This is a genomic window from Sedimentibacter sp. MB31-C6, assembly GCF_035934735.1.
GTDB lineage: Bacteria > Bacillota > Clostridia > Tissierellales > Sedimentibacteraceae > Sedimentibacter.
In genome coordinates, this window is the sequence record NZ_CP142396.1 from 199,164 (window position 1) to 222,504 (window position 23,341).

Annotated in this window: 25 protein-coding genes and 1 tRNA gene; 2 read left to right on the forward strand and 24 right to left on the reverse strand. The window is 28.7% G+C overall.

The annotated features are described in order from the left end of the window. Positions 1 to 2: 2 nt before the first annotated feature. The 10 genes from mreD to nrdR form a co-directional block, all read right to left on the reverse strand. Complete coding sequence (mreD, locus tag U8307_RS00980) at positions 3 to 494, reverse strand: rod shape-determining protein MreD (RefSeq protein ID WP_326909378.1); 492 nt, start codon at positions 492 to 494, stop codon at positions 3 to 5. A 26-nt stretch (positions 495 to 520) separates the two neighbouring features. Then, entirely contained in the window at positions 521 to 1,360 is an 840-nt protein-coding gene (gene mreC, locus U8307_RS00985) for a rod shape-determining protein MreC (protein WP_326909380.1), read from the reverse strand. Between the two features lie 13 nt (positions 1,361 to 1,373). Next, entirely contained in the window at positions 1,374 to 2,435 is a 1,062-nt protein-coding gene (locus tag U8307_RS00990) for a rod shape-determining protein (protein ID WP_326911511.1), read from the reverse strand. 50 nt (positions 2,436 to 2,485) lie between these two features. Next, positions 2,486 to 3,175 (reverse strand): RadC family protein, encoded by a 690-nt coding sequence (gene radC / locus U8307_RS00995; RefSeq protein ID WP_326909383.1) that lies wholly within the window; start codon positions 3,173 to 3,175, stop codon positions 2,486 to 2,488. 89 nt (positions 3,176 to 3,264) lie between these two features. After that, positions 3,265 to 3,843, reverse strand: coding sequence for a nucleoside triphosphate pyrophosphatase (locus U8307_RS01000; RefSeq protein ID WP_326909385.1), 579 nt, complete (start codon positions 3,841 to 3,843; stop codon positions 3,265 to 3,267). A gap of 10 nt (positions 3,844 to 3,853) precedes the next feature. Further along, positions 3,854 to 4,096, reverse strand: a complete 243-nt coding sequence (locus tag U8307_RS01005; protein ID WP_326909387.1) for a DUF4321 domain-containing protein — start codon at positions 4,094 to 4,096, stop codon at positions 3,854 to 3,856. A gap of 1 nt (position 4,097) precedes the next feature. Then, entirely contained in the window at positions 4,098 to 4,619 is a 522-nt protein-coding gene (locus U8307_RS01010; protein WP_326909389.1) for a Gx transporter family protein, read from the reverse strand. 74 nt (positions 4,620 to 4,693) lie between these two features. After that, positions 4,694 to 5,080 (reverse strand): NusG domain II-containing protein, encoded by a 387-nt coding sequence (locus U8307_RS01015; RefSeq protein ID WP_326909391.1) that lies wholly within the window; start codon positions 5,078 to 5,080, stop codon positions 4,694 to 4,696. Between the two features lie 168 nt (positions 5,081 to 5,248). Further along, positions 5,249 to 5,881, reverse strand: coding sequence for a DUF4241 domain-containing protein (locus U8307_RS01020; RefSeq protein ID WP_326909393.1), 633 nt, complete (start codon positions 5,879 to 5,881; stop codon positions 5,249 to 5,251). A 19-nt stretch (positions 5,882 to 5,900) separates the two neighbouring features. Then, on the reverse strand, positions 5,901 to 6,371 hold the full coding sequence (nrdR, locus tag U8307_RS01025; protein ID WP_326909396.1) for a transcriptional regulator NrdR: 471 nt from the start codon (positions 6,369 to 6,371) through the stop codon (positions 5,901 to 5,903). Between the two features lie 150 nt (positions 6,372 to 6,521). On the opposite strand from nrdR, the gene U8307_RS01030 reads away from it, so the two are divergent. Continuing rightward, positions 6,522 to 7,778 (forward strand): alanyl-tRNA editing protein, encoded by a 1,257-nt coding sequence (locus U8307_RS01030; RefSeq protein ID WP_326909399.1) that lies wholly within the window; start codon positions 6,522 to 6,524, stop codon positions 7,776 to 7,778. Here the strand turns inward: U8307_RS01030 and U8307_RS01035 are convergent. From U8307_RS01035 to U8307_RS01100, 14 genes are all read right to left on the reverse strand, one after another. Next, positions 7,745 to 8,128: a thioesterase family protein gene (locus U8307_RS01035; protein ID WP_326909400.1), complete on the reverse strand. Its 384-nt coding sequence runs from the start codon at positions 8,126 to 8,128 to the stop codon at positions 7,745 to 7,747. The two genes, U8307_RS01030 and U8307_RS01035, sit on opposite strands and share 34 nt — an antisense overlap. 43 nt (positions 8,129 to 8,171) lie before the next feature. Continuing rightward, positions 8,172 to 9,230, reverse strand: coding sequence for a mechanosensitive ion channel family protein (locus tag U8307_RS01040; protein ID WP_326909402.1), 1,059 nt, complete (start codon positions 9,228 to 9,230; stop codon positions 8,172 to 8,174). A gap of 142 nt (positions 9,231 to 9,372) precedes the next feature. Beyond that, entirely contained in the window at positions 9,373 to 10,695 is a 1,323-nt protein-coding gene (locus U8307_RS01045; RefSeq protein WP_326909404.1) for an ABC transporter permease, read from the reverse strand. Between the two features lie 12 nt (positions 10,696 to 10,707). Next, the gene (locus tag U8307_RS01050; RefSeq protein ID WP_326909406.1) at positions 10,708 to 12,453 is read right to left on the reverse strand and encodes an efflux RND transporter periplasmic adaptor subunit; all 1,746 of its coding nucleotides are present in this window, start codon (positions 12,451 to 12,453) and stop codon (positions 10,708 to 10,710) included. After that, positions 12,446 to 13,144 carry an ABC transporter ATP-binding protein gene (locus U8307_RS01055; protein ID WP_326909408.1) on the reverse strand — a complete coding sequence of 233 codons (699 nt, stop codon included), beginning with the start codon at positions 13,142 to 13,144 and terminating at the stop codon, positions 12,446 to 12,448. Before U8307_RS01055 ends, U8307_RS01050 begins: the two co-directional genes overlap by 8 nt. Before the next feature lie 95 nt (positions 13,145 to 13,239). Next, entirely contained in the window at positions 13,240 to 14,775 is a 1,536-nt protein-coding gene (locus U8307_RS01060) for a hypothetical protein (protein WP_326909411.1), read from the reverse strand. A 254-nt stretch (positions 14,776 to 15,029) separates the two neighbouring features. Next, positions 15,030 to 15,323, reverse strand: a complete 294-nt coding sequence (locus U8307_RS01065; protein ID WP_326909413.1) for a DUF1232 domain-containing protein — start codon at positions 15,321 to 15,323, stop codon at positions 15,030 to 15,032. A gap of 4 nt (positions 15,324 to 15,327) precedes the next feature. Continuing rightward, on the reverse strand, positions 15,328 to 15,699 hold the full coding sequence (locus U8307_RS01070) for a universal stress protein (protein WP_326909415.1): 372 nt from the start codon (positions 15,697 to 15,699) through the stop codon (positions 15,328 to 15,330). Positions 15,700 to 15,715: 16 nt separating this feature from the next. Further along, positions 15,716 to 15,813, reverse strand: a tRNA-Sec gene (locus U8307_RS01075). A gap of 253 nt (positions 15,814 to 16,066) precedes the next feature. Continuing rightward, on the reverse strand, positions 16,067 to 16,753 hold the full coding sequence (locus tag U8307_RS01080) for a response regulator transcription factor (protein WP_326909417.1): 687 nt from the start codon (positions 16,751 to 16,753) through the stop codon (positions 16,067 to 16,069). 129 nt (positions 16,754 to 16,882) lie between these two features. Then, positions 16,883 to 18,790: a selenocysteine-specific translation elongation factor gene (gene selB, locus U8307_RS01085; RefSeq protein WP_326909419.1), complete on the reverse strand. Its 1,908-nt coding sequence runs from the start codon at positions 18,788 to 18,790 to the stop codon at positions 16,883 to 16,885. Next, positions 18,787 to 20,202: an L-seryl-tRNA(Sec) selenium transferase gene (gene selA, locus U8307_RS01090; RefSeq protein ID WP_326909420.1), complete on the reverse strand. Its 1,416-nt coding sequence runs from the start codon at positions 20,200 to 20,202 to the stop codon at positions 18,787 to 18,789. Before selA ends, selB begins: the two co-directional genes overlap by 4 nt. Positions 20,203 to 20,261: 59 nt before the next feature. Beyond that, the gene (gene selD / locus U8307_RS01095; protein WP_326909421.1) at positions 20,262 to 21,305 is read right to left on the reverse strand and encodes a selenide, water dikinase SelD; all 1,044 of its coding nucleotides are present in this window, start codon (positions 21,303 to 21,305) and stop codon (positions 20,262 to 20,264) included. Positions 21,306 to 21,317: 12 nt separating this feature from the next. Continuing rightward, entirely contained in the window at positions 21,318 to 21,890 is a 573-nt protein-coding gene (locus U8307_RS01100; protein ID WP_326909423.1) for a helix-hairpin-helix domain-containing protein, read from the reverse strand. A gap of 148 nt (positions 21,891 to 22,038) precedes the next feature. On the opposite strand from U8307_RS01100, the gene U8307_RS01105 reads away from it, so the two are divergent. Continuing rightward, positions 22,039 to 23,334 (forward strand): D-alanyl-D-alanine carboxypeptidase family protein, encoded by a 1,296-nt coding sequence (locus U8307_RS01105; protein WP_326909425.1) that lies wholly within the window; start codon positions 22,039 to 22,041, stop codon positions 23,332 to 23,334. Positions 23,335 to 23,341: the final 7 nt, after the last annotated feature.

Sequence of the window (23,341 nt, forward strand, 5' to 3'; positions counted from 1 at the left end):
CACTATTTCACACTAATTCGCTCAAATAAGAGTATTACAAATTTTAAAATCAATACTGTAAAAACAGTATTTAAAACTATTTCAATTGTTAGTGTCCTAAACATTATACCTACACTTACTAAATTGTATTTAAGAAAAAATAGAATTATATATAAAAACACATGCATAAATACTGTAGAAATTACTGTGATTATACAATATAGTACATAATTTTCTCTATTTACCTCTTCACTATGATATCCTACTAAAGCTCCTATAATAAAATAAATCAATGAATAAATACCAAATACATCATATAACATAACATCGTATAAAAAACCTGTAAGCAACCCAAAAAAGCTGCCAGTTACACCTCCAGTCATTATAGCAAAAATAACAACTAATATTAATGAGATATTAGGTATAACTCCCAATAAATCTACAAAGTTGTAAAAAGAAGTTTGAAGGATAAAATTTATAACAATAATAGCAGTCATTATACTGATTTTTTTCATTTAAACTACTATTCCTTTCATTTATTCTATCTGTCTACCATTAAGACAAATACTTTATTTAATTTAGTAAATTCTACTGCTGATTTTACTACTATCCTTTGAGTAGATGCATCTGTTGTTTGTACTACATCTGTAATTGTTCCAATATAAATATCTGGTATATATACTTCACCTATGCCAGAAGTTACTAATTGCTCGCCCACATTTGCCCTAGCCTTACTATTAAAAAAGTATCCTGTTACAGTACCATCTATGCTTCCTTGAACTATTCCGCTTTCTTCATTGTCAATATCCCTAAAACTTATTCTGCAAGTTTCATCAAGAATTGTAATAACCTTTGACCAATTAGAAGAAGTTTCTGTAATTAAGCCAACTAGTCCAACTTGAATAACACCATTTTCACTTTCTACAGCATGAATTACTATATCATTTTTCTTTAATCCATCATTCTCACCTTTATCAATTGTAAAGCGACTAAACCAATTAGAATTATCTAAACCAATAACCTGACCTACAACATAATCATGTTCTAAATTTTTCTTCATTTCATATTCAGCTTCAACTGCTTCAGATTTATTTACAACATTTTCAAGTATTCTAACCTGTTCCTGCAATTCGTGAACCTTTTCAGTTAATAATAAGTTTTCTTCACGCATTTTTACTATTTCCTGAACAGAATAAAAGGAACTAGTCAATGTTTGTCCAATGTTATAAGTAACTTTTTGCAGACTAGATATAAGGTTTCCTAGGAAACCTATATTAATATCTGCAAATCGTCCTACTGACGATAACCCAATTAAAATTATTAATATCAAAATTGTTAGATAAAACAAAAATTTTTTTAGATGTTTTTTAATAAAATACATTTATACTCCACTATTACATATTTTCACATATTTTTCCTGCCCCAAGAACTACGCATGATAACGGATTATCTGCAATATATACTTTTAATCCTGATTCTTTTTCAATATAACGGTCTAATCCTTTAAGCAATGCTCCTCCACCAGTTAAAAATATACCATTTGTAAATAAATCCGATGCTAATTCTGGTGGTGTTTTTTCAAGAACCCTTTTTATTGCATTTACAACATTATTTATTGTTTCCAAAATTGCTTCCCTTACTTCATCATGTGTTATTGTAATTTTCAAAGGTAACCCTGATACTATATCTCTTCCTCTAATATCCATAATTGTAACATTCTCTACAATCTTTTCTTCCACTGTCTCTAAACTATCGTCTAATACCATATCTTTTACTCTTTTTTCTGTTTTTTGATTATAGTATTCATTACTTGCATTACCTAAAACTTTTTTTATTTTTTCTGCTGTTACTAATCCAATATCCATTTTATATTTTAATTTTATATAATCCTTAATATTAACATCCATATCATCTCCAGCAATTCTCAAAGAATCACTAACTACTATACCTCCTAAAGATACAACAGCTATTTCAGTAGTTCCGCCACCTATATCAACAATCATATTTCCAATTGGTTGTTCAACATTCAAACCTGCCCCAATAGCTGCTGCCATTGGTTCTTCAACAAGTTTTACTTTTCTTGCACCAGCATCATATGCTACTTCTTCTACAGCTCTCTTTTCTATTGAAGTAACGCCTACTGGTACACATATAACAATATTTGATTTTATAAAACGTCTGTTATTTAAAGCTTTATCTATGAAATATTTTATCATAGACCTTGTAATCTCGAAATCTGCAATTACGCCATTTTGCAAAGGCCTTATTGCGTTAATTGAAGCAGGTGTTCTATCAATCATATCTTTAGCATCTTGACCTACTGCACAAACCTGATTAAAATTTGTTTTTATCGCCACTACAGATGGTTCGTTAACAATTATTCCCTTACCTTTAACATAAACTAATGTATTTGATGTACCTAAATCTATACCTATTTTTTGTGTAAATAAATCCATAAAACTCATATATATTTCCTTTCAATCTACGATAGCGCAGTTATTCACAATTATATTAAACCGTCTTCTTTAAAACTAAAAAATATTCCATCACCTATTATTATGTGATCAATAACCTTAATACCTATAATTTTCCCGCATTCAACTAACCTGTTTGTCAGTACAATATCCTCGTGACTAGGCTCCACTTCACCACTAGGATGATTATGGACTAGTATAATTGATGAGGAGGAGCTTTTAATAGCTTCTATAAATACTTCTCTTGGATGAACTATAGAACTATTAAGACTACCTTCAGAAATTTGTGGAACTTTTATTATATTGTTTTTTGTATCTAAAATTATAATTTTAAAATATTCTTTTTTGCAATAACGTAATTCCTCCATCATAACAATAGCTGCATCGTTAGGTGAAGTTATTTTTATCTTATCTATTTTTAATGTACTTATTCTTTTACTAAGTTCAACAACCGCTAAAAGTTTAGCTGCCTTAACATTATTAATCCCTTTATATTTCTTGAAATTTTCTAATGTTCCTTCAGAAATATTTCTTAACCCTTTTCCATCCTCCATTAATAATCTTTGTGCTAACATTATAACATTTTCTTTTTTGCTTCCAGTTCTTAAAACTACTGCAATTAATTCTGAATTAGTCAAAACACTAGCTCCATACTTTAGCAATTTTTCCTGTGGTCTATCTTCGGCAGGTATTGACTTAATGGTATAATTAGTATTGTCCATTTTATCCTCCAATATGCAATATATTACAAAATTACCAGACATCGTTTATAGATGGATGTATGAACATGTTTCCTTTTTATGTAATATTATTAGAGCAATTTTTCAGAAAAATGTTTTGCACATAAATTATTCAATTTAACTAACGGTAATCCTTTTACATTATTATAACAACCATCTATTTTTTTTACTAACAGTTCTCCATAACCTTGTATGCCATAACCACCAGCTTTATCCTTATATTCTCCAGTATTTAAATATCTTTTTATAAAATCATCATCAAATTTAATAAACTCAACCGTTGTTTCTTCGTAGTCTACTATTCTTTTTCCTGTAACATTATCTATTATGCAAATACCTGTATAAACTTTATGACTTTTACCTGATAAATATTTGAGCATACTAAAAGCTTCATCATAATTACTTGGTTTTCCCATTACTTTATGCAAATAAACTATTGTATCTGCAGCAATAATCAAACCTTTTTCATCACAAATATCATGAACGTTATTAGCTTTTTCGATAGCTATTTTCATAACTGTAGTTTGAGGTTTATCCTTTGGATTAACACTTTCTTTAACTTCAGGTATATATCTATTTATTACATTTGCATAATTACTTAACATTTCAATTCTTCTTGGTGATTTTGATGCTAAAATAATTTTTTTCATAATATTATCCTTATAGCTTTCTATAAGCTATTATTGCAATTAATAGTCCTATTATTCCTGCTACAGTAAGATTTGCATTAAACCCTAATGTAAATGATACTAAATTTAAATCCAATGTAGCTGGACCAAAACCTATTGATTCGCCATAATTTAAAATAGGAAAATATGATGAAAATGCATTACCGATTATTGTTCCTACAATTGAACATGTCAAGATTAGTAAAATTAAGAAAAACGTGCTCCCCCTTTTCATACTAAACCTCTCTATTTTCTTTAAGTAATGTTTTATTTAAATTATCTGTCATAAATATTGATGTATATCCTACAAAACATCCTGTAAAGATACTTATTAATGACAAAATTGGCAAATAATAATACATATTGATAGTTTCAAACATTATTGCAGCTACACTTACTTGAGTAGCATTATGAGTTATAGCTCCTAATACACTAATGCCAATAAAACTAAAATATTTATTAAAATACTTAACCCCAAGATACATTATAATAACACTAGCGATTCCACTAACAATACTATATATAAATGATATAGGATTAGTTGCTACAAGCATGAGAAGAACGCACCTTAATATAACTACAATAAAAGCGTCTTTAAAACCAAATACTATTATTACTGTTAATGTTACTATATTTGTTAAACCTAGTTTTGCTCCTGGTGCAATATATGGAAGAGGTATCATTCCTTCTATAATACTTAGAATCATTGCCCCTGCAGTTAATAGTGATAAAAATATATATCTCTGTATTTTACTCATATCTATTCTCTTTCTATTAATATTATGAAAGTTAAAACAATATTATATATCATCATTTATCTTAATTTGAACAATTACGGTGCTATAAAATCAATACCATCATTGCTATTTCCTTCTATTTTAATTAGAAGCTGATTAGGAAGACAAACAATTATTTCACCGTCAGAACTTATTTTACCCTGATAAGTACAAATTTGATCTGGGCAACTTGCTTCTTCTATCCAAATTTTCTTGTCCTTAATTTTAATTGTATTATGTCCTACTCCTGAATTTATTGTAAATTCATTTTCATAATTTTCACTTAAAATATATTTACCTACTAATTCGTTTTTTGAATATACTAAAGCAATATTATCATCTACCTTGGATACATTTCTACTTCCGTAAAATAAAAGCAAAATATTTATTATTATTATAGCTATAATTAATGCAATATCATACTTATTAATTTTCTTTTTCATAATAGTCCTTTAAATTGTATTAGATTATGTAATTCTATCATTATTTAATCAAAAATTCAAGTTTGTTTAAACTTTTTTTCTTCAAATTTCTACATATTATTTAATCAAAAAACTCAAATAAGTGGCAATATTATCATAAAATACGAAAGATAATATTGCCAAAAGAAGTTACAGTTCTACAACCATAAAATCAGTTACTAATCGTGTCAATTTGTTATTTTTATCAAAACCATAATATGTAGGAAAAACACCGTTGTTCCAACCACTTGCAAATATTATTATATTGGCTCCATTTGTTTCATCCAATACAACTTCTACGCATGAATTATCACTTTCTCTAACTACATTCTTCACTTTCTTTTCATATTTTTCTAATTCATTCTCATCCATTACATCTAAAATTCTCATTACTTTTTCATCCATAAAACAGCCAAGACCATTTTCAACTTCATAACCCATGAATTCATCAAAAGCAAATCCTGAAGAAGATTCCCCCGCATATAAAGCCATTTCCCATTTAACTGGTTCATTATCGCTAAGTTTTAGTTCTGCGATAATTGATTGTTTTTTTCTTTTTTCTGTTTTCCCATAATATATGTACACTGGATAAGTACCCGGCTTAATTGTTTCAGAATAGCTTTCATCATCATATAATAAAATTGGGTCTGTAGCTATAACCTTTCCAGATATAACCTTAAGCTTTCCTGCTTCAATTCTTTCAATATGCATTCTACCAAATTCAGTATCAATCATATCAGTATTACCATGCGTTATATTTAAAACATCTAGATTAATATACATAATATGCTCCTTTTTAAAGTTAATCACTAATTTCATTTCTTTCGTCAAGAATTCTTTTCAGCTCATCCATAAAAGTATTTATATCTTTGAACTTCCTGTACACTGAAGCAAATCTTACATAAGCTACATCATCAACTTTTTGAAGTTCGTCCATTACCAATTCACCAATTAATTCAGTGGATACTTCATTTTGAAATGTATTATAAAGTTGTTTTTCAACTTTATCTGCAATGTTTTCAATTTCTTCAAGGCTTACGGAACGTTTATTACAGGCTCTAATTAATCCGTTAATAATTTTATCCCTGTTATATCCCTGACGGGTTCCATCTTTTTTTATTACAACAATAGTTGTCTCTTCAATTTTTTCATATGTAGTAAAACGATGTCCGCATTTAACACACTCCCTGCGACGTCTTATTTTAAACCCATCATCTGTAGGTCTTGTATCTATAACCTTGCTTTCTGAAAAATTACATTTTGGACATTTCATAATTATTATCCCTCCTTTAATAAATTTTACTAAAATTTTTCAATAAAGTAAACATATTTATTCAAATTTTCACGATTTATGTTATAATGGTAAAAATATATTTCAAATTAAATTATATACATTATAACAATAAATAAGTAGGAGCGTAAAATGAATAAAACCGACAAAATTTATCAAGAAAATTCTTATTTAACAACTCTTGAAGCTAAAGTAATAAATTGCACAAAAAAAAATAATATTTATGAACTAATTTTGAATAAAACAATTTTTTATCCTCATATGGCAGGCGGCCAGCCTAAAGACATAGGTACCATTAATGGTGTCGAAATACTAAATGTTTTCGAAAAAAATAATAAAATTATACATGAAATTAAAGAGCCTCTTCAAGGAAATGTGTTATTATCTATTGACTTTACTGTTAGATTCGATCATATGCAACAACACACTGGACAACATTTATTATCCTATGCTTTTGATAAACTATACAATGGTAAGACTGTTGGCTTTCACATAAGTAAAGAATATACTACCATTGACATTGATATAAACATAACTGATACTATGGCTAACGAAACAGAAAATTTTGCTAACGATATAATTTATAAAAATAAAGAAATTACATTTTCAACTTTAAATTATAACGACGCAATAAAGAGGAATTTAAGAAAAGAACCTCCTAAATTAAATAATCTAAGAATTGTTAATATTGCAAACATTGAAGCAACTGCTTGCGGTGGAACTCATGTTAATGCTACAGGAGAAGTTGGAATAATTAAAATAGTAAAGTTGGAAAAGTATAAATCTGGCACTCGAGTTTATTTTCTTTGCGGTAAAAGAGCTTTAAATGATTATAATAATAAAACAAAGGAATTATTAGAAATATCAACTACATTAACTTGCGGAACAGAATTAATCAAAGATACCATTAATAAATTAAAAGCAGAAAATAAAAATTATACTAAAGTAATAACATCTTTATCAAATGAACTCAATTTATATAAAGCAAAAGAATTAAAAACTAAATATGTAAAAAAGAATAATATTAATTTTATATTTGAATATTTAGATAATACCAATATTAAGGATTTAAGATTTATTTGTTCTAAAATAATTGAAGATGAAAATTATGTATTAGTAATTGTTTCTGAAACTGATGAAAATTGCAACATAGTAATAGGTCAATCTAATAATATGAGCTATGATTTAAGAGTCGTCTTTGAAGAATGTAAAAATTTCATTAATGCTAAGGGTGGTGGTAATAATAAACTCATTCTTTATATGTCTCTATGCTTATGGTATCTAGACATAGCGAATGATCTCTTTGTGAAATTACCGAGATTCTTCGACTATGTCTCATATATGAAATATATTTTTTATTTCAATTTTTCCATAAATTTTTCTTCTTGAATTATAAATCTTTCGTGTATTCCCTCTCCAATTTTTTTATCCTCATCATATGCTTCAACTTTAAAAACAAGTCTTTTTCTGTCTATTTCTACAAGTTCTGCTTCAGCATAAACCTTTTTTCCTACTGCAGTCGCACTTATATGTTTAATATTTACACTAATTCCAACAGTAGAATAACCATCAGGTAAAAGTTTCTGTATTGTATTCATTGAAGCTGCTTCCATAAGCCCTATCATCATAGGAGTTGCAAAAACTTCAGCTGCACCACTACCAAAAACTTTTGCTGTATCATCTATTGAAACAATTTTTTCTTCCTTATGCTTTAATCCTACTTTAAATCTTAATTCCAAAATATCTTACCTCCATTATAATTCATAAAAATAAAACTAAATTTTAATTTTTTTCCATATACACACTCATACTTGGAAATGCAAAAGACATACCCTCTTCTTCACATATATTCATTATTTTAAAATTTATATCATTTTTTACGTCCATAAATTCTCCATATTGAGAAGTATTTGTCAAATACTGAATAGCTATATCTAATGAACTAGCTCCAAAACCATCAAATTTTACTAGTGAAGAATCTTCTTTTACCATAGGATGTGAATCTAACATTTCCTTTATTTTATCTATTACTGTTAATAATTTTTCTGAAGATGTATCATATGTAGCGCCAATAGTAAAACTTGCCCTTCTATTTTCTCTCAACGTATAATTAATTACTTCTCTGTCAGTAAATTTTGCATTCGGTACGACAACTAATTCTTTATTTATAGTTCTTATTTTTGTACTTCTCAATCCAAGTTCTTCTACAGTACCTTCACTAGAATCTACTCTAATCCAATCCCCAATATTAAAAGACTTATCTGTAAGCACTATAAATCCGCCAAAGAAATTCTTTATTAAATCTTGCGAAGCCAATGCAAGTGCAGCACCTCCAATACCTAGACCAGCAATGATACTATTTAGCTGTTTAAAATTAAATTCTACTGCAACTGCTACAACTGCAATTACTATTATTAATACTTTTATAATTTTAAATAATAAAGGAAATACAGTATTAGGTATTTGTATTTTTTTATCTTTACTATAATATCCTTCACTTAATAGATATGAAAAAACAGAAATTATATTTAATAAGCCTTGTGTAACAGATATAATAATACAAGCTCTGTATACCCTGTTTAAAAATAATGATATTGTAGGAATAAATGGTAAAATTGAAAGAGCAAAATATATCCCTGTGTAAGTGAAAAATCTTTTCAATGGTTCTTCTATTGATTCAACTATCAAAGTAATTCCCTTTAATTTATACTTATCTGATATTTTTTTAATAAGTTTTATTATGATATTTGTGATAACATTTTTAAACATCAAAAAGATAAAAATTATTACTAATGAATAAATTACTGTATTTAAATTAACTTGTTCTATAAAAATTATCATAATCGTTTCCTTTCATTTTTTTTCGTTTTTTAATATTATATAATGAATTATAGAATTTTAAAAGGAGTTTTGCAAAAGAATAACAAAACTCCCGCTATTTAGTTTTTAATCCTAAAATTTATGAAATTAAATCACTAAATATTTATCTTTTTAAAGCTTCAACTGGTGGTAATGATGATGCATTGATTGCTGGATATACTCCAAATAATAACCCTGAGCACAAAGCAACACCAACAGCTATTCTAATAGAATCTAAGCTGACAACTGCTGATAAACCATATCTTGATACTACAGTAACAGCCCAAGCTCCTAATATAATACCAACTACACAACCAATAATACTAACATATACAGCTTCTAATAAAAATTGTATAAGTAAATCTTCTTGTTTCGCACCTAAAGCTCTTCTTACACCTATTTCACTTGTTCTTTCAGTTACTGCAACTAGCATTATATTCATAATACCAATACCACCAACTAAAAGAGAAACTGCAGCTATCCCTCCAAGTAGTACAGACATAATACGATTAGCTTGATCTGCTTCTTCTACAAGATTATTTAAACTAGTTATTGTTAAAGGCTCTTCGCCCTTTTCAAACACATTAGTTGAATCATCCGGGTTTTCAGGTTCTTCTACAGGCTCCTCAATAACATCGTCTATAGGCATTTCTTCTTCATTTTCATCTTCTTGCCCAGGCTTAATATTATTTCCTATACCAATTTGTCTTTTATATATTCTGCCAAGTTGAACCATTGCAAGCTCTGCATCTTCTGCTGTATTTGATTTAGCCCAAATTTCTTCAACATCTAAAGCTTTCGTAATTTTCATAGCTGATGTAAATGGTATGACAATTTTATTGTCTATATTGTCTCCATTTCCTTCACCCTTTTCACCTAAGACACCAACAATCCTATAATTTATTCCATCTATTTTAATCGTTTGTCCTACTGGACTTCTACCATTTAACAGTGAATTTGCAACATTAAAACCCAGCACAGCAACTGGTGAACGTTGTTTTACATGAAGAGATGTAAAAAAGTTGCCAGAAACTACAGGATGATCTTTAATTTGAGAATAATATTGATTTACACCTAATATATCTAGTTCACTTTCATCTCTTCTCCATCTAATTGGTGCTTCTTCTTTGTAAACAACAGGCGTTGCATATTCAACTCCTGTTATTCTTTCTGCTAACCCTTCTGCTTCATCAGTTTTAAAACGAACATTTTCTGCATTGGATTTTATTACAATTACATTTTGACCTAAACTTTCAAATTGTGCAACTATTGATTTTCTAGCACCTTCACCTATTCCCATTAAACTTACTACAGCAGCAACTCCAATTGCAATACCTAAAACTGTAAGAAATGTTCTAAGCAAATTCGAAGTAATACCGTTAAATGCCATTTCAGCAGAAAACTTTAACCTAATAAGTGCAGAGGTGATTTTTCCTTTATTTTTCACCTTTCCCACCTCCTACTCATTTGTACTTGGTATAAATGAGTCATTTTCTGGTACAGTTTGACTTGGCATTAAATCCTTAGTGCTACCTGTCACTACCAACTGTCCTTCCTCTAAACCGCTTAAAACTTCAACTTGCATATCATTCATTAATCCTACTTCAATTTCTATTACTTCAACTTCTTCATTTTCATTAATTATTTCTACTTTTTGTTTATTATCTTCTTCAAATACTGCTTCTATTGGTATAAGAAGTGTATCTAATGATTCTCCAGAATCTACAAAACAATTTGTATTCATCCCTGGTCTTAAGCCTTCTCTACCATATACCATTATTTGAACATTATATACAGTCTTACCATCTCTGTCTGTATATTGATTTAAACTCATAACCTTCCCTTCAAATTCTTCACCTGGGAGTGCATCAACTGTAATTTCTACAGGAGCATCCTGACTAATATAAAGTACATCTAAATCACTTACAGTTGTATATATATACATTTCATCTGTATTGTACATGTCCATTAACTGCAATTCCCATTCATCACTTGATTCAGATGCTTGTATTGTATCTCCTTCTCTATAATTTACATAAGAAACCATTCCATCCGATGGTGCTGTTACCATTAATTTAGTTGTCAATTCAGATAATTTATCTATTCTCTTATTTATATCTTCAATTTCATCATATTTAGAGTTTATACTATCTATGCTCTGCTTAATCGACTCGGTAACATCATTTCCAGCTATTCGTACTAAAATATCTCCCTCTTCAACAAATTCATTTTGACTTACAAAAACTTCAGTTGCAATAATATTTGCATTATCATCACCAGAATATTCAGTATATGGTATCTTTTTTTCATTGACAAATGAATCTACTGTACCTTGGTATGACAATGCCATTACAGGACTTCCTTCATTTTCAGTATATATTGAAACAACCATTCCCGGTTGAACAAGTCCAGGGTTATCAGCTTCTATAACACCATTGTGAACATATGTTATTCCATCTGCATTTGGTACTTGATTAGAGTTTAATTTTTTTATAGTTCCATAATAAAATCCATCGAAAGCTGTTACTGTACCAGTTTCAGTAGGTCTTCTATATTGCATCAATACCTTTTGATTTACCTTTAAGCTGCTATATTCATATGTATTTACTTTAAATGAAATTTCAACTTTACTATCATCTACTATTGTAGCTATATTGTAACTTTCAACTCTCTCTCCTTCTTCAACATTTAGTTCTGTTATACGCCCTCTTATAGGAGCACTAAAAACTATGCCTTCATGAGGGTTTATTTGGTTAATATCAGAAATATTTTTATTTATTAATTTCTCTAAATCTTCAATTTCAGAAGTAATTTTATCTTCATTATCTTTTATTGAATCAGTTAAATCTTCTAATATATCTCCTAAATTATTAGCAGATAAACGAACTAAATTATCTCCCTTTTGAATCATTTCATTAGGCTCAACAAATACTTCTTCAACAGTATATGTAACAGATACAGATGCTCCATTTGAGTCTGTTACTCCTTCGGGCTTAGGTGCGGTTATAGAGCCTCCCCAATTACCATTTAATTGTCCAGTTATGTTAACACCTTGTTTTATATCTCCTCTGGTAACAGGTTTAGTTGAATATTTAGGTCCTGTCGAAACCTCAGAAGAATCTGGTACTAATTGTTTAGCTGTTAAGTAACCTCCAAAAAAAACTATAACTAACACTAAAATAATTGAAATTACCTTTTTACTCATTTAATATACCTCCACTATTTACGTCAGAAACTATCTCACCATCAACTAATCTAACTATCCTGCTGCCATATTCAGCTATTTCCTCTTCATGGGTAACTTGAACTATCGTCATACCTTTTTCATTCAAACCAACAAATAGCTCCATTATCATATTACCTGTTTTGCTATCTAATGCTCCTGTTGGCTCATCTGCCAATATAATAGCTGGGTTACCTGCTAGCGCTCTTGCAATGGCAACTCTTTGTTGTTGACCCCCGGACAATTGAGTTGGCAAGTGGTGCATTCTTTCTTTTAATCCTACCAATTCTAATGCTTCCTGTGCTAATTCTCTTCTGACTTTTTTATTTTCCCCTCTATATATTAGCGGAATTTCAACGTTCTTTATAGCATCTAAATGAGGAAGCAAGTGAAAATTCTGAAAAACAAAACCTATGAATGCATTTCTCACTTCAGACATTTTAGAATCATTCAATTTATCTACGACATGACTTGCCAATTCATAAGATCCTCCTGTTGCATGGTCCAAACATCCTATTATATTCAATAGTGTTGATTTGCCTGAACCTGATGGTCCCATAATAGAAACAAATTCTCCCTTTTTAATAATCAACTGTATACTCTTAAGAGCTTCTACTTGAATTTGACCAGATTTATATAATTTGGAGATATTTTCCATTTTAATTATGTCCATTCTTCACCTCTCTTAAATAATTTAGTACAAATATATTCAATTAGTATGACGTTAAATAATAGAAAAAGTTCCACAATTTAATTAATTATATTTAATTATTTAATAACATCTATGTATATGGAGTCAATCCAAACCTTATTTATCCCTTCATATTCTAAATAAATATTTAACGAATCGGCATTTGTAACGTTTATAGGTACTGTATTTTGTGACCACAAATCATCATATATATCTATTTTTGTATGAAAATTAGATGCAAGATTTCCATCCTTATAAGCTTCTAAAACAATTAATGCTGATACATCCATTTCAGACTTAGTTTTTGCGGATACTCCTATTTGCCTTTTAAGCATATAACTAAAATCTTCATCAGTAAAGTCAACAGCCGCAAATAATACCTTTACTTTTTCATCAACATCATTTTTTATAACAAGTGAACTAGGTCCTTCTACAAATATTTCATTGTCTTCTTTCGCTATTTCTCCTTGATAACCTATATTATTTAATAATTCATCATTTAAATATTTTTTTTCTGTAACATTAGCATTAGATTCTTCGTTTGAATCTTCTTGGTTTGTATCATTTTCTTCATTTTCATTGTTATCTTTATTATCTTTATTTTCTTGTTGATTTGCTTCAGAAGTACCCCCTGAGGTTTCTTCAGAATCTTTTGTTTTTTTCATCAGAGAATTTCCTACAAGTAAAACTAAAACAACTAATAGTATTGATACAATTGCTCTCTTTACATCTTTATTCAATTTAAAACTTGTTTTTTTGATGTTATCTTTTTTTTCTATATCAACATTATCAATATCATTACTGTCATTACTATTTAAATAAATATCTAATACTGATTCATCAGTTTTTTCTTCAAGGTCAATTTTTGTATCGGTTGAATCTTCTTTTATATTTAAGTCTTGATTAAGTTGTTTTGCATTTTTATCAGTTAAATAAATTTCAGTATCATTAGAAAGTGTTTTCTTATTGCTAAATATCATATTATATATTGGTGACCTTACAAGCTCTTCTAAAGTATCTTTAGGAAACATATACTCTCTAGTCAAACATCTTACTATTATCTTTAAAATGTCTGGAGGAATTATTTCAGATATATTGTAATCAACTATTTCTGAACCAGCGAAAATAAAATGAATAATGTTTCCCAACCTTTTAAATGTTTCATTATCAGAAATATCGTACTCGTCTTCAAAAATAAGATTACAGTCAACAATTACTTCATTATTATTATCTATGTATACCCTGTCTAAATCAAGGATTTTTTGTTGTACAACATCAGTCATGTTATATATGTCTGAAGCTAGCTCAATTATTTTTTTCGATAATGAAAACTGTTGCTTTATTGTTAATTTACTATTTACAAATTCTTTAATGCTTTTTCTTTCATCCTTTAAAGGTTTAGTAAAAATATAAATTCTGTCCTCAGTATTATAACATTCTATAATATTAGAAGATAATTTTTTTAAATCTTCTATATTAATTAGATTGATAACTTTTTGACTTGTAATAATGTTACTATAAAATATATCCCCTGAATCGTTGTCTTTGCACTCTAAAACTCTTTGAAATACATTTTCGTAAATTGTTCGTACAATCTTATAATTATTATTCATAGGCACACCTCCGAATATTCTTTACTATATATTAACAATATTTTCGACAAATTGAAAGCAATTTTTAATATTTTTTAAGAAAATATATTTATTTGTATAATTGTAGGGTATGCATTTTATGCATACCGCGGGACGCATGCAATTAAAGTCCCCTACAGTCATAACCGTAATATATGCAATTGTCTAAATTAACGGGACGCATGCAATGCGTCCCCTACATTTTAATATTCGTATGTAATAAAAAAAGGAAGAAATTATTCTTCCTCATCTTTATGTATTTCATATTCTACATCTTCAACAATTTTATCTTTTTTAACATTTTTATTATTCTTTTCCTTGTCATAATATTTTTTTGTTTTTTCCATAACAATACTCAACAAAAAAATAAACATAATAATATCATCAATAATACTAAATCCAAAAATTGGAGCAGGTATTAAATCAATCGGACTTAAGATATAAATTAATGGAATTATTATCCACCATTTTTCCTTTAACGGAATATTTTTATCAAAAAGAAATTTAAAAATTAAATATATTCTACTCATCGCATTATATTATAAATTCTCTGCCAGGTAATTTTCTCTTAAGTTTACTAGCAAAGTTATTAGCAGGATCTTGCACATTTGGAGTGCCTAAAACAACATGAGTTATTTCATTTTCAATAGCATAATCAACAATAGTTTTTATAACATCCTTAGACCTTTTTACAACTAAATTAGCTCCAACTTCCTTTGTAATTTCAAATAAATATTCTAATGCATCTCCATCACTTAAATTATATAACAATTTATCTTTTTCATTTACTACATGAATTACATAAAGATTGCTGTCTTCATCATCACGGGACAACATTGAGCCTTGTCTAATAAGACTTTCACATGTCCTTTGTTGTGTAACACATACCAAAACTTTCTTATGCATCGTTACTCTCCTTAAATGGCGGGAATATGTGGGAATCGAACCCACCCAGGACGCTCTAAACGCCCCACATCTGATTTTGAAGACCAGGAGGCACACCAGCACCCATCTATCCCCATCGGTAAATAATAATAACATAATATCATACTTATTTCAAGAATAATTTCCATACTAAATTGAAATAACATTTATAATATTATGATACTTTTATTTTATAGCTTTACTCTTAATGTTTTCTTTATATTAAAGGTGTTAAAAGAATAGGTATATATGCAAAAATTAGCTGTAAGCACTTTTATAAGTGAATACAGCCCGTTTTATATTTATTAATTATTAAAGTTGTTAAAAATTATTGAAATTTACAAAATATTTATTGCTTATTTCTAAAATAATATCCTACTCCCCACTTCGTAAGAATATATTCATAACTTTCTGATTTGTTTTCAATTTTCTCTCTTAAACGTCTCACATGAACATCTACTGTTCTCAAGTCACCAAAATATTCATATCCCCATATTATTTCCAAAAGTTCTTCTCTCGAATATACTTTGCCTGGATTAGTAGCAAGTAATAATAATAAGTCAAATTCCTTTGCAGTTAAATTAATTTCTTTTCCATTCAAACTAACTTTTCTTCCAAGAGCATTAATTACAAAATCATCAACTACAATTGTTTGTTCATTTGACTTTTGATTATAACCTTTAGTTCTTCTTAAAATAGCTTTCATCCTAGCTTTTAACTCTAAAATATTAAAGGGCTTTGTCATATAATCATCTGCGCCGTATTCCAACCCTAATATTTTATTCATATCTTCATCTTTGGCAGTTAAAATGAGTATAGGAACATTTGATTTTTCTCTAATTTTTTGACAAACTTCAAGGCCATCCATTTCAGGTAGTATAAGATCTAGTATTATTATGTCATATTCTTGAGAAGACATTTTCTTCAAAGCTTCATTGCCATCAAGAGCTGAGTCAACCTCGTAATTGTCCTGCTCCATACTATACTTTAATCCTTTTATTAATAGAAGCTCATCATCCACAATCAATACTTTCATATGTTACGCTCCTTAAATTAGTTTGTTACAAAAATTAAACTTTTACCTTATATTACCTTGATAAAGAAGTATTGTCAAGCAGAATATTAAATTGAAGTAAATCATTATTATATTTAAGTAAATTTAATATTAGGTAGTCAATATTCTGTCATTTCCTACGCGTTTAGTTACTTTTTCAATGTCAAAGTATTCTAGAAGACTTATTGCGTTTTTACGATTTGTATTTAGTAAGTCTCTAAACTCTCCTGCAGTAATTTTATCATTTTCTTTAATATATTGAATTAGAATGTTTTTAGCTTTTATATATAAGCTGACTGTTGTAATACTATCTTCATTAATCTTTATTAATTTTTTTTCATCTATCATAAGAGATATGATTTCATCTGCTTCTTCACTTTTAATAATATTAATTAATTCATCAAGTCTTATGAAATTAAATTGCGTACTTTCAAGAGTTTTTAATATTTTATCTTCACAATAACTATATTCATCATCATATTGTATTTTAAAATAAGGTAAAGAAAGAAATTCTCCCTCAATATTGATTTTCCCATTTTCAACAAATAGCAGTATAACAGAATCAAAGACTGATTGTTTAATATTTGAAAGAAATCTACTTTTTATTTCTGACTTTTTAGCACCTTTTCTGTACTTATTATTTTCATGAAATTTAAAAAGATATTGTTCTAATTTTGTTTCAAATTCTCTTTCGAAATCCTTATGCCATGTATATAATTCACTTTTTTGTTGGAAAACAGAAATTCTTTCCTGCTCATTGAGTATTTCAATACTGCTTTTTATTTCATCTTCTGTTAAAGCAGTAATTTTTGCCAACTCTGAAATAGAAGGTATTGAAATTGAATTTTCCTTAATAATATTCTCTATTACATCTGTATTGGAACCTTTCTCTTTTACTTTTAGTTCCTCTAATAGTTTCTCATCAAATCTTTTTCTTTTTGTCGGTACTGGTTCAATTATTTCTCCTCCACCTATAGTCTCCATAGGTGAATAAAATCTTACAATAAACTTATCTCCTCGTCTTACTGCAATATTTTCTTCAAGTCTTAATTGAGCATAACAACTTTCTCCTGGAGCTAGTTCATCTTTGTCTAACAATACAACTCTACATAATATTTCACTTGTTCCAGTATAAATATGAAGCCTCGACCTGTTTAAAACAATACGTCTTGAATTTTTAAGTAATGTTAACTTTACATCCAGCATAATTGTATTTTTCATAGAATCTACCGGTGCAATTACACATCCCCTATATATTTCTGATTTTTTAATATTAGTTAAATTAACTGCTGTTCTTTGACCAGCATAAGCATCTTCAGCATTTTGCGAATGTACTTGGATATTCCTTATTTTACTTATTTTATTTACAGGATAAACTTCTACTACATCACCTTTTTTAATTTTTCCAGATATTAAGGTTCCCGTTATTACAGTACCAAAGCCTGAAATAGAAAACACTCTGTCTATTGGTAGTCTAGGTATAGTATTAACATTACGCTCTTCTATTTCTTCTTCTGTTAGTTTACATATTGAATTAACAAGATTGTCTATTCCGAATCCAGTTTTAGAAGAAACTTCTATTATAGGTGATTTTTCTAAAAATGTATCTTTTAAACCTTCCTTAACATCTTCTTTAATGAGTTGTAGCCACTCTTCATCTACTAAGTCATACTTTGTCAATACAACGATACCTTTTTTCACACCTAGAAGATTTAATATATTTACATGTTCTTCAGTTTGAGGCATTATTCCTTCATCTGCAGCAATAACCAAGAGAACTATATCCATTCCAATTACTCCTGCAAGCATGTTTTTAATGAATTTCTCATGGCCCGGAACATCTATTATACCAGCTTTATTTCCATCAGGAAGATCAAAATAAGTAAACCCTAAATCTATGGTTATTCCCCTATTTTTTTCTTCTTCCCATCTGTCAGTATCTCTTCCAGTAAGCGACTTAATCAATGAAGTTTTCCCATGATCAATATGACCTGCTGTTCCAATGATTAAATTCTTCATATTATTTCTCCCATAACTATCATCTTTTTAAAAGTATCGCATATTATTTCCATATCCTCAAGTGTAACAGTTCTTAAGTCCAACATAAAGTAATCATTAACTATCCTTCCAACAATAGGTACTTCCTGTAATCTTAATTTTTCTTCTAAAGCAGCTGTTGTCATACTCTTTGGTTTAATTGTTAAGCATTCGCTAATTAATCTTTCTAATGGCAAAGATCCTCCACCAATTTGTGATTCACACTTCTGTATATTTAATTCACAATAAGAACCTAAAATAGGATTTAATATATTATATAAATCCTTTACTTGTTGATGAATTTCCTCAAAGCTTTTCAAAATCATTTTAAGAACTGGAATATTTTTAACAGCTTTTCTTTCATCTATGTATTCGCGAAATACGCATTCAAGAGCTATTGCTGTAAATTTATCAATTCTGAGTGCACGAGTTAATTGATTTCTTTTTAATTTATCAATTAACTGTTTTTTCCCTACTATTATTCCAGCTTGTGGCCCTCCTAAAAGTTTATCACCACTAAAACAAACTATATCAACACCTGCATTTATTGAATTCTGAACTGTAGGTTCGTATGATAATCCATATTTGCTTAAATCTATCAAAACTCCGCTTCCAATATCCTCTATAACCGGTAAATTATACTTTCGCCCAAGTTTTATAAGCTCCTCCAATGAAACTGATTCAGTGAACCCAACTATTTGATAATTGCTAGTATGTACTTTTAAAAGAGCTGCTGTATCTACATTTATCGCCCTTTCATAATCATATAAATGAGTTTTGTTTGTAGTTCCAACTTCAAATAATTTTACGCCACTATGTTCCATAACATCAGGTACTCTAAATGAGCCTCCTATTTCTACAAGCTCACCTCTTGAAACTATAACTTCCTTATCTTTTGCAAATGTATTTAATATCAACAATACTGCAGCTGCATTATTGTTAACTGCCATTGCAGCTTCTGCCCCAGTTATTTTAGTAATTATCTTTTCAAAATGAGAATACCTTGAACCTCTTACTCCTTCTTGTAAATCATACTCCAAGTTTGAATAACCCGTAACTATTTTATTTATTTTTTCTGCTATATCTTCAGATATAACGGCTCTTCCAAGGTTGGTATGCAGTATTGTTCCTGTACCGTTAATTACTTTTTTCATATTAAAAGAAATGTATTCATCTAAGTCATTTTTTATATACTCTAAAATATTATCAATTTTTTTGCGAATTTCATCTTCACTCTCTGAAATTCTAATATATTCCCTTAAATCTTCAGTTGCTTTTCTTACAGATTGCAATACAAAATCCCTAGTATACATTTCTGATAATTTTCTTATCTCTTCATTTTCCATCAGTATATCAACCTTTGGAATGCTTCTGTAATAATTATTTTTATCCATTTATTTCTCCCTAGTATTTTTGAATGAAGCCAATATATGCATAAAATGCGTCCCTATATTTAGTTATAAAATGTAATATATTTATCTTGCTTTTCTACAACTTTCCCTATTAATGCGAATTCAGTTTCCAAGTTATGTTTTAATTCATCTAAAAGTTTATCTGCATATAATTCATTTACAGATATTAATAGTCCTCCTGAAGTTTGTGGGTCAAAGATTAAATCTAAATATTCTTCATTAATACTATTAAATGACACCTTATTTTCAAAAAATTTACAATTTTTATAAGAGCCACCTGGTACTAAACCCATTTTTGCATAATCCAATGCATCACACATTATAGGTATATCACCTATTTTTAAATTAAAAGTTACATTACTTGCTTCTGCCATTTCTACTGCATGACCTACAAGCCCAAATCCTGTTATATCTGTGCAGCTGTTTATAGGATAGTAACTAATAACTTCCTTAGCTTTTTTATTAAGAGAAGTCATTACAGAAATTGCATTTTGTTGGCTTTCTGCTGATGAAATTTCTGCTTTAATTGCTGTATTGATAATACCAGATCCAATAGGTTTTGTTAATATCAAAACATCACCCGGTTTTGAACCATAATTTTTTAAGATTTTATTTGGATTTACTAATCCAGTCACGCATAAGCCATATTTAGGTTCATCATCTTCTATGGAATGTCCTCCAGCTAATGTAGCTCCTGCTTCCATAACCTTTGATGCTCCACCTTTTAGAATTTCTGCCATTATATCAGCTTCTAAACAATTGGGAAAACCAATTATATTTAAGGCTAATATAGGGTCTCCTCCCATTGCATAAACATCACTTAATGAATTGGCTGCTGCAATTTGTCCAAATGTAAATGGGTCATCAACTACTGGTGTAAAAAAATCAACTGTTTGAATAATTGCTAAATCATCACTTATTTTATAAACTGCCGCATCATCAGATGTTTCCAAACCGACTATTAATTTATCGTCTACAAATTTAGGTAGCTTACTCAAAACTTGAGTAAGGGTCTCAGGACCTATTTTAGCCGCTCAGCCTGCTGCCTTTGTCATCTGTGTTAATTTTATATCCTCTATACTCATAATAACCTCCTATCATTTACCTACTGTTATATTATCTTTGAATTTTTCAAAGGTTTTATCTCCTATACCCTCTATATTTTTTATTTCCTCTATTGATGAAAATACTTTTGCATTTCGATATTCAATTATTCTTTCAGCATATACTTCGCCAATGCCTGTCAAACTCATTAATAAATCCTTTGAAGCAGTATTAATATTAATTTTACTACTTCTTAAATCATTTTCAACATAATCTATTTCTTCATTTTCATAAGGTATGTATATTTTTTCTCCGTCAATTAACTTCCTTGCTTTATTTAGATTCCTAGTATAAGCTTTATCCTTCAAGCCTCCAGCCATAACAATTGCATCATTTACCCTACCTCCATCCATAAGTTCATAAACACCCGGATTCTTTACAGCTCCATCTATGTCAATAACTATATAAAGTTCAGTAGATTCAATTTCCATGTCATTATTAAATGAATCCTCAGTAAATTTTATTTCCTTTTCCTTCCTTGACAGTTTAATTCCTATTAAAGTCATTACTATAGTTGCAATAATCAAAACAACTGCAAGTCCTTTTTTGTAAATGCTGTTGTTCATAAAATCCTCCCATAAGTAATTTGATGGATTCTAAATTTATAGTAAACACATACATTATACATTATATTTTTAAAAAAACAAAATTTTTTAATTACAATTTTACATTTTTCTGTTATACTATATTTTGTATAAATTTAAGGAGTTAAATATGGTTAAAAAGATATTAGTTTATTCTTTGATTTTTTCAATTATTATACTAAATATTAATTTAGTACAGGCACAAACGAAACCATCACTATTAAGCGAATCAGCAATTCTTATTGATTCAAATTCAGGTACTATATTATTAGAGAAAAATCCAAATAAAAAAATGCACCCCGCGAGCTTAACAAAAATTATGACAGCAATAATTGCAATCGAATCTGGAGATTTATCAGATGTTATAAAAGTAGATGATGATACTCCCTATGAAATATATGGAAGTCATATTGCACTTGAACCAGGAGAAATCTTAACATTAAAAGACTTACTTTATGCTTTAATGTTACCATCTGCAAATGATGCAGCTGCTGTAATTGCTAAACATTATGGAGGAAGTATAGAAGAATTTGTTGAGCAGATGAATGAAAAAGCTAAGGACCTCGGAGCACATAATACTAACTTTGTTAATCCTCATGGATTACATGATGAAAATCATTATTCAACAGCCTCTGATTTAGCTTTAATAACAAAGTATGCTATGAAAAATGAAACCTTTAGAAAGATAGTAGGAACTGTAAAATATGAAATTAAGCCTACCAATAAAAAGTCAGAAGTAAGATACCTTGCTACTTTAAATAAATTAATTCATAATACAAGTACAAGTCAAATAATAGTAGATGGTACTTATATAAACACCAATTATGATGGTGTTACTGGTGTTAAAACAGGATATACTCCTGAAGCTGGCAATTGTTTAGTTGCAAGTGCTGAAAAAAATGGAACTGAATTAATAGCCGTTACGATGAAGGGCGTATCTTTAGAAATGTATCAGGATGCCCATAATATGTTTAATTTTGGATTTAATGAATATCAAAGTATCACCATAGTTAAAGAAAATACTTTTATTCAAAATTTACAAATTAAAAATGGAGACAGCAAAGAAATTTCCTTAATTACTGAAAGTGACTTTACTACACTTACAAAAAAAAAATCTGAAAATGACATTGTTTCAAAAATAATAGTTGATGAAATTACATTACCTTTAGAAAAAAATTCAATTGTTGGTAAAATAGAATATTCCTTAGACGGAAAACTATTAGGAAGTGTTAATTTAATAACTCCAACAGAAGTAAAAAGCACGCTAATTAATTCTGATGAAAGTATAATTGTAACAATAATTAAATTTATAGCAAATTTAGGGTTGTTTATATTAATTATAGTACTAGCCTTAAAGATATATAATGGAATAAGAATTAAGGCGAACAGAAAGAGAAGACGTAAAAAATATCGTGCAGATTTATAATTTATAA

Coding starts and splice junctions, on each gene's coding strand:
- U8307_RS01080 (WP_326909417.1), bottom strand. CDS start 16,753: ATGAAAGTATTGATTGTGGATGATGAGCTTCTATTAATAAAAGGATTA.
- U8307_RS00990 (WP_326911511.1), bottom strand. CDS start 2,435: ATGGATTTATTTACACAAAAAATAGGTATAGATTTAGGTACATCAAAT.
- selA (WP_326909420.1), bottom strand. CDS start 20,202: ATGGATAAAAATAATTATTACAGAAGCATTCCAAAGGTTGATATACTG.
- mreD (WP_326909378.1), bottom strand. CDS start 494: ATGAAAAAAATCAGTATAATGACTGCTATTATTGTTATAAATTTTATC.
- U8307_RS01040 (WP_326909402.1), bottom strand. CDS start 9,230: ATGATAATTTTTATAGAACAAGTTAATTTAAATACAGTAATTTATTCA.
- U8307_RS01020 (WP_326909393.1), bottom strand. CDS start 5,881: ATGTATATTAATCTAGATGTTTTAAATATAACGCATGGTAATACTGAT.
- selB (WP_326909419.1), bottom strand. CDS start 18,790: ATGAAGAATTTAATCATTGGAACAGCAGGTCATATTGATCATGGGAAA.
- U8307_RS01000 (WP_326909385.1), bottom strand. CDS start 3,843: ATGAAAAAAATTATTTTAGCATCAAAATCACCAAGAAGAATTGAAATG.
- U8307_RS01005 (WP_326909387.1), bottom strand. CDS start 4,096: ATGAAAAGGGGGAGCACGTTTTTCTTAATTTTACTAATCTTGACATGT.
- U8307_RS01030 (WP_326909399.1), top strand. CDS start 6,522: ATGAATAAAACCGACAAAATTTATCAAGAAAATTCTTATTTAACAACT.
- U8307_RS01100 (WP_326909423.1), bottom strand. CDS start 21,890: ATGAACAACAGCATTTACAAAAAAGGACTTGCAGTTGTTTTGATTATT.
- radC (WP_326909383.1), bottom strand. CDS start 3,175: ATGGACAATACTAATTATACCATTAAGTCAATACCTGCCGAAGATAGA.
- U8307_RS01055 (WP_326909408.1), bottom strand. CDS start 13,144: ATGGACATAATTAAAATGGAAAATATCTCCAAATTATATAAATCTGGT.
- U8307_RS01015 (WP_326909391.1), bottom strand. CDS start 5,080: ATGAAAAAGAAAATTAATAAGTATGATATTGCATTAATTATAGCTATA.
- U8307_RS01065 (WP_326909413.1), bottom strand. CDS start 15,323: ATGAGTAGAATATATTTAATTTTTAAATTTCTTTTTGATAAAAATATT.
- U8307_RS01105 (WP_326909425.1), top strand. CDS start 22,039: ATGGTTAAAAAGATATTAGTTTATTCTTTGATTTTTTCAATTATTATA.
- nrdR (WP_326909396.1), bottom strand. CDS start 6,371: ATGAAATGTCCAAAATGTAATTTTTCAGAAAGCAAGGTTATAGATACA.
- U8307_RS01060 (WP_326909411.1), bottom strand. CDS start 14,775: ATGAATAATAATTATAAGATTGTACGAACAATTTACGAAAATGTATTT.
- U8307_RS01070 (WP_326909415.1), bottom strand. CDS start 15,699: ATGCATAAGAAAGTTTTGGTATGTGTTACACAACAAAGGACATGTGAA.
- U8307_RS01010 (WP_326909389.1), bottom strand. CDS start 4,619: ATGAGTAAAATACAGAGATATATATTTTTATCACTATTAACTGCAGGG.
- U8307_RS01050 (WP_326909406.1), bottom strand. CDS start 12,453: ATGAGTAAAAAGGTAATTTCAATTATTTTAGTGTTAGTTATAGTTTTT.
- mreC (WP_326909380.1), bottom strand. CDS start 1,360: ATGTATTTTATTAAAAAACATCTAAAAAAATTTTTGTTTTATCTAACA.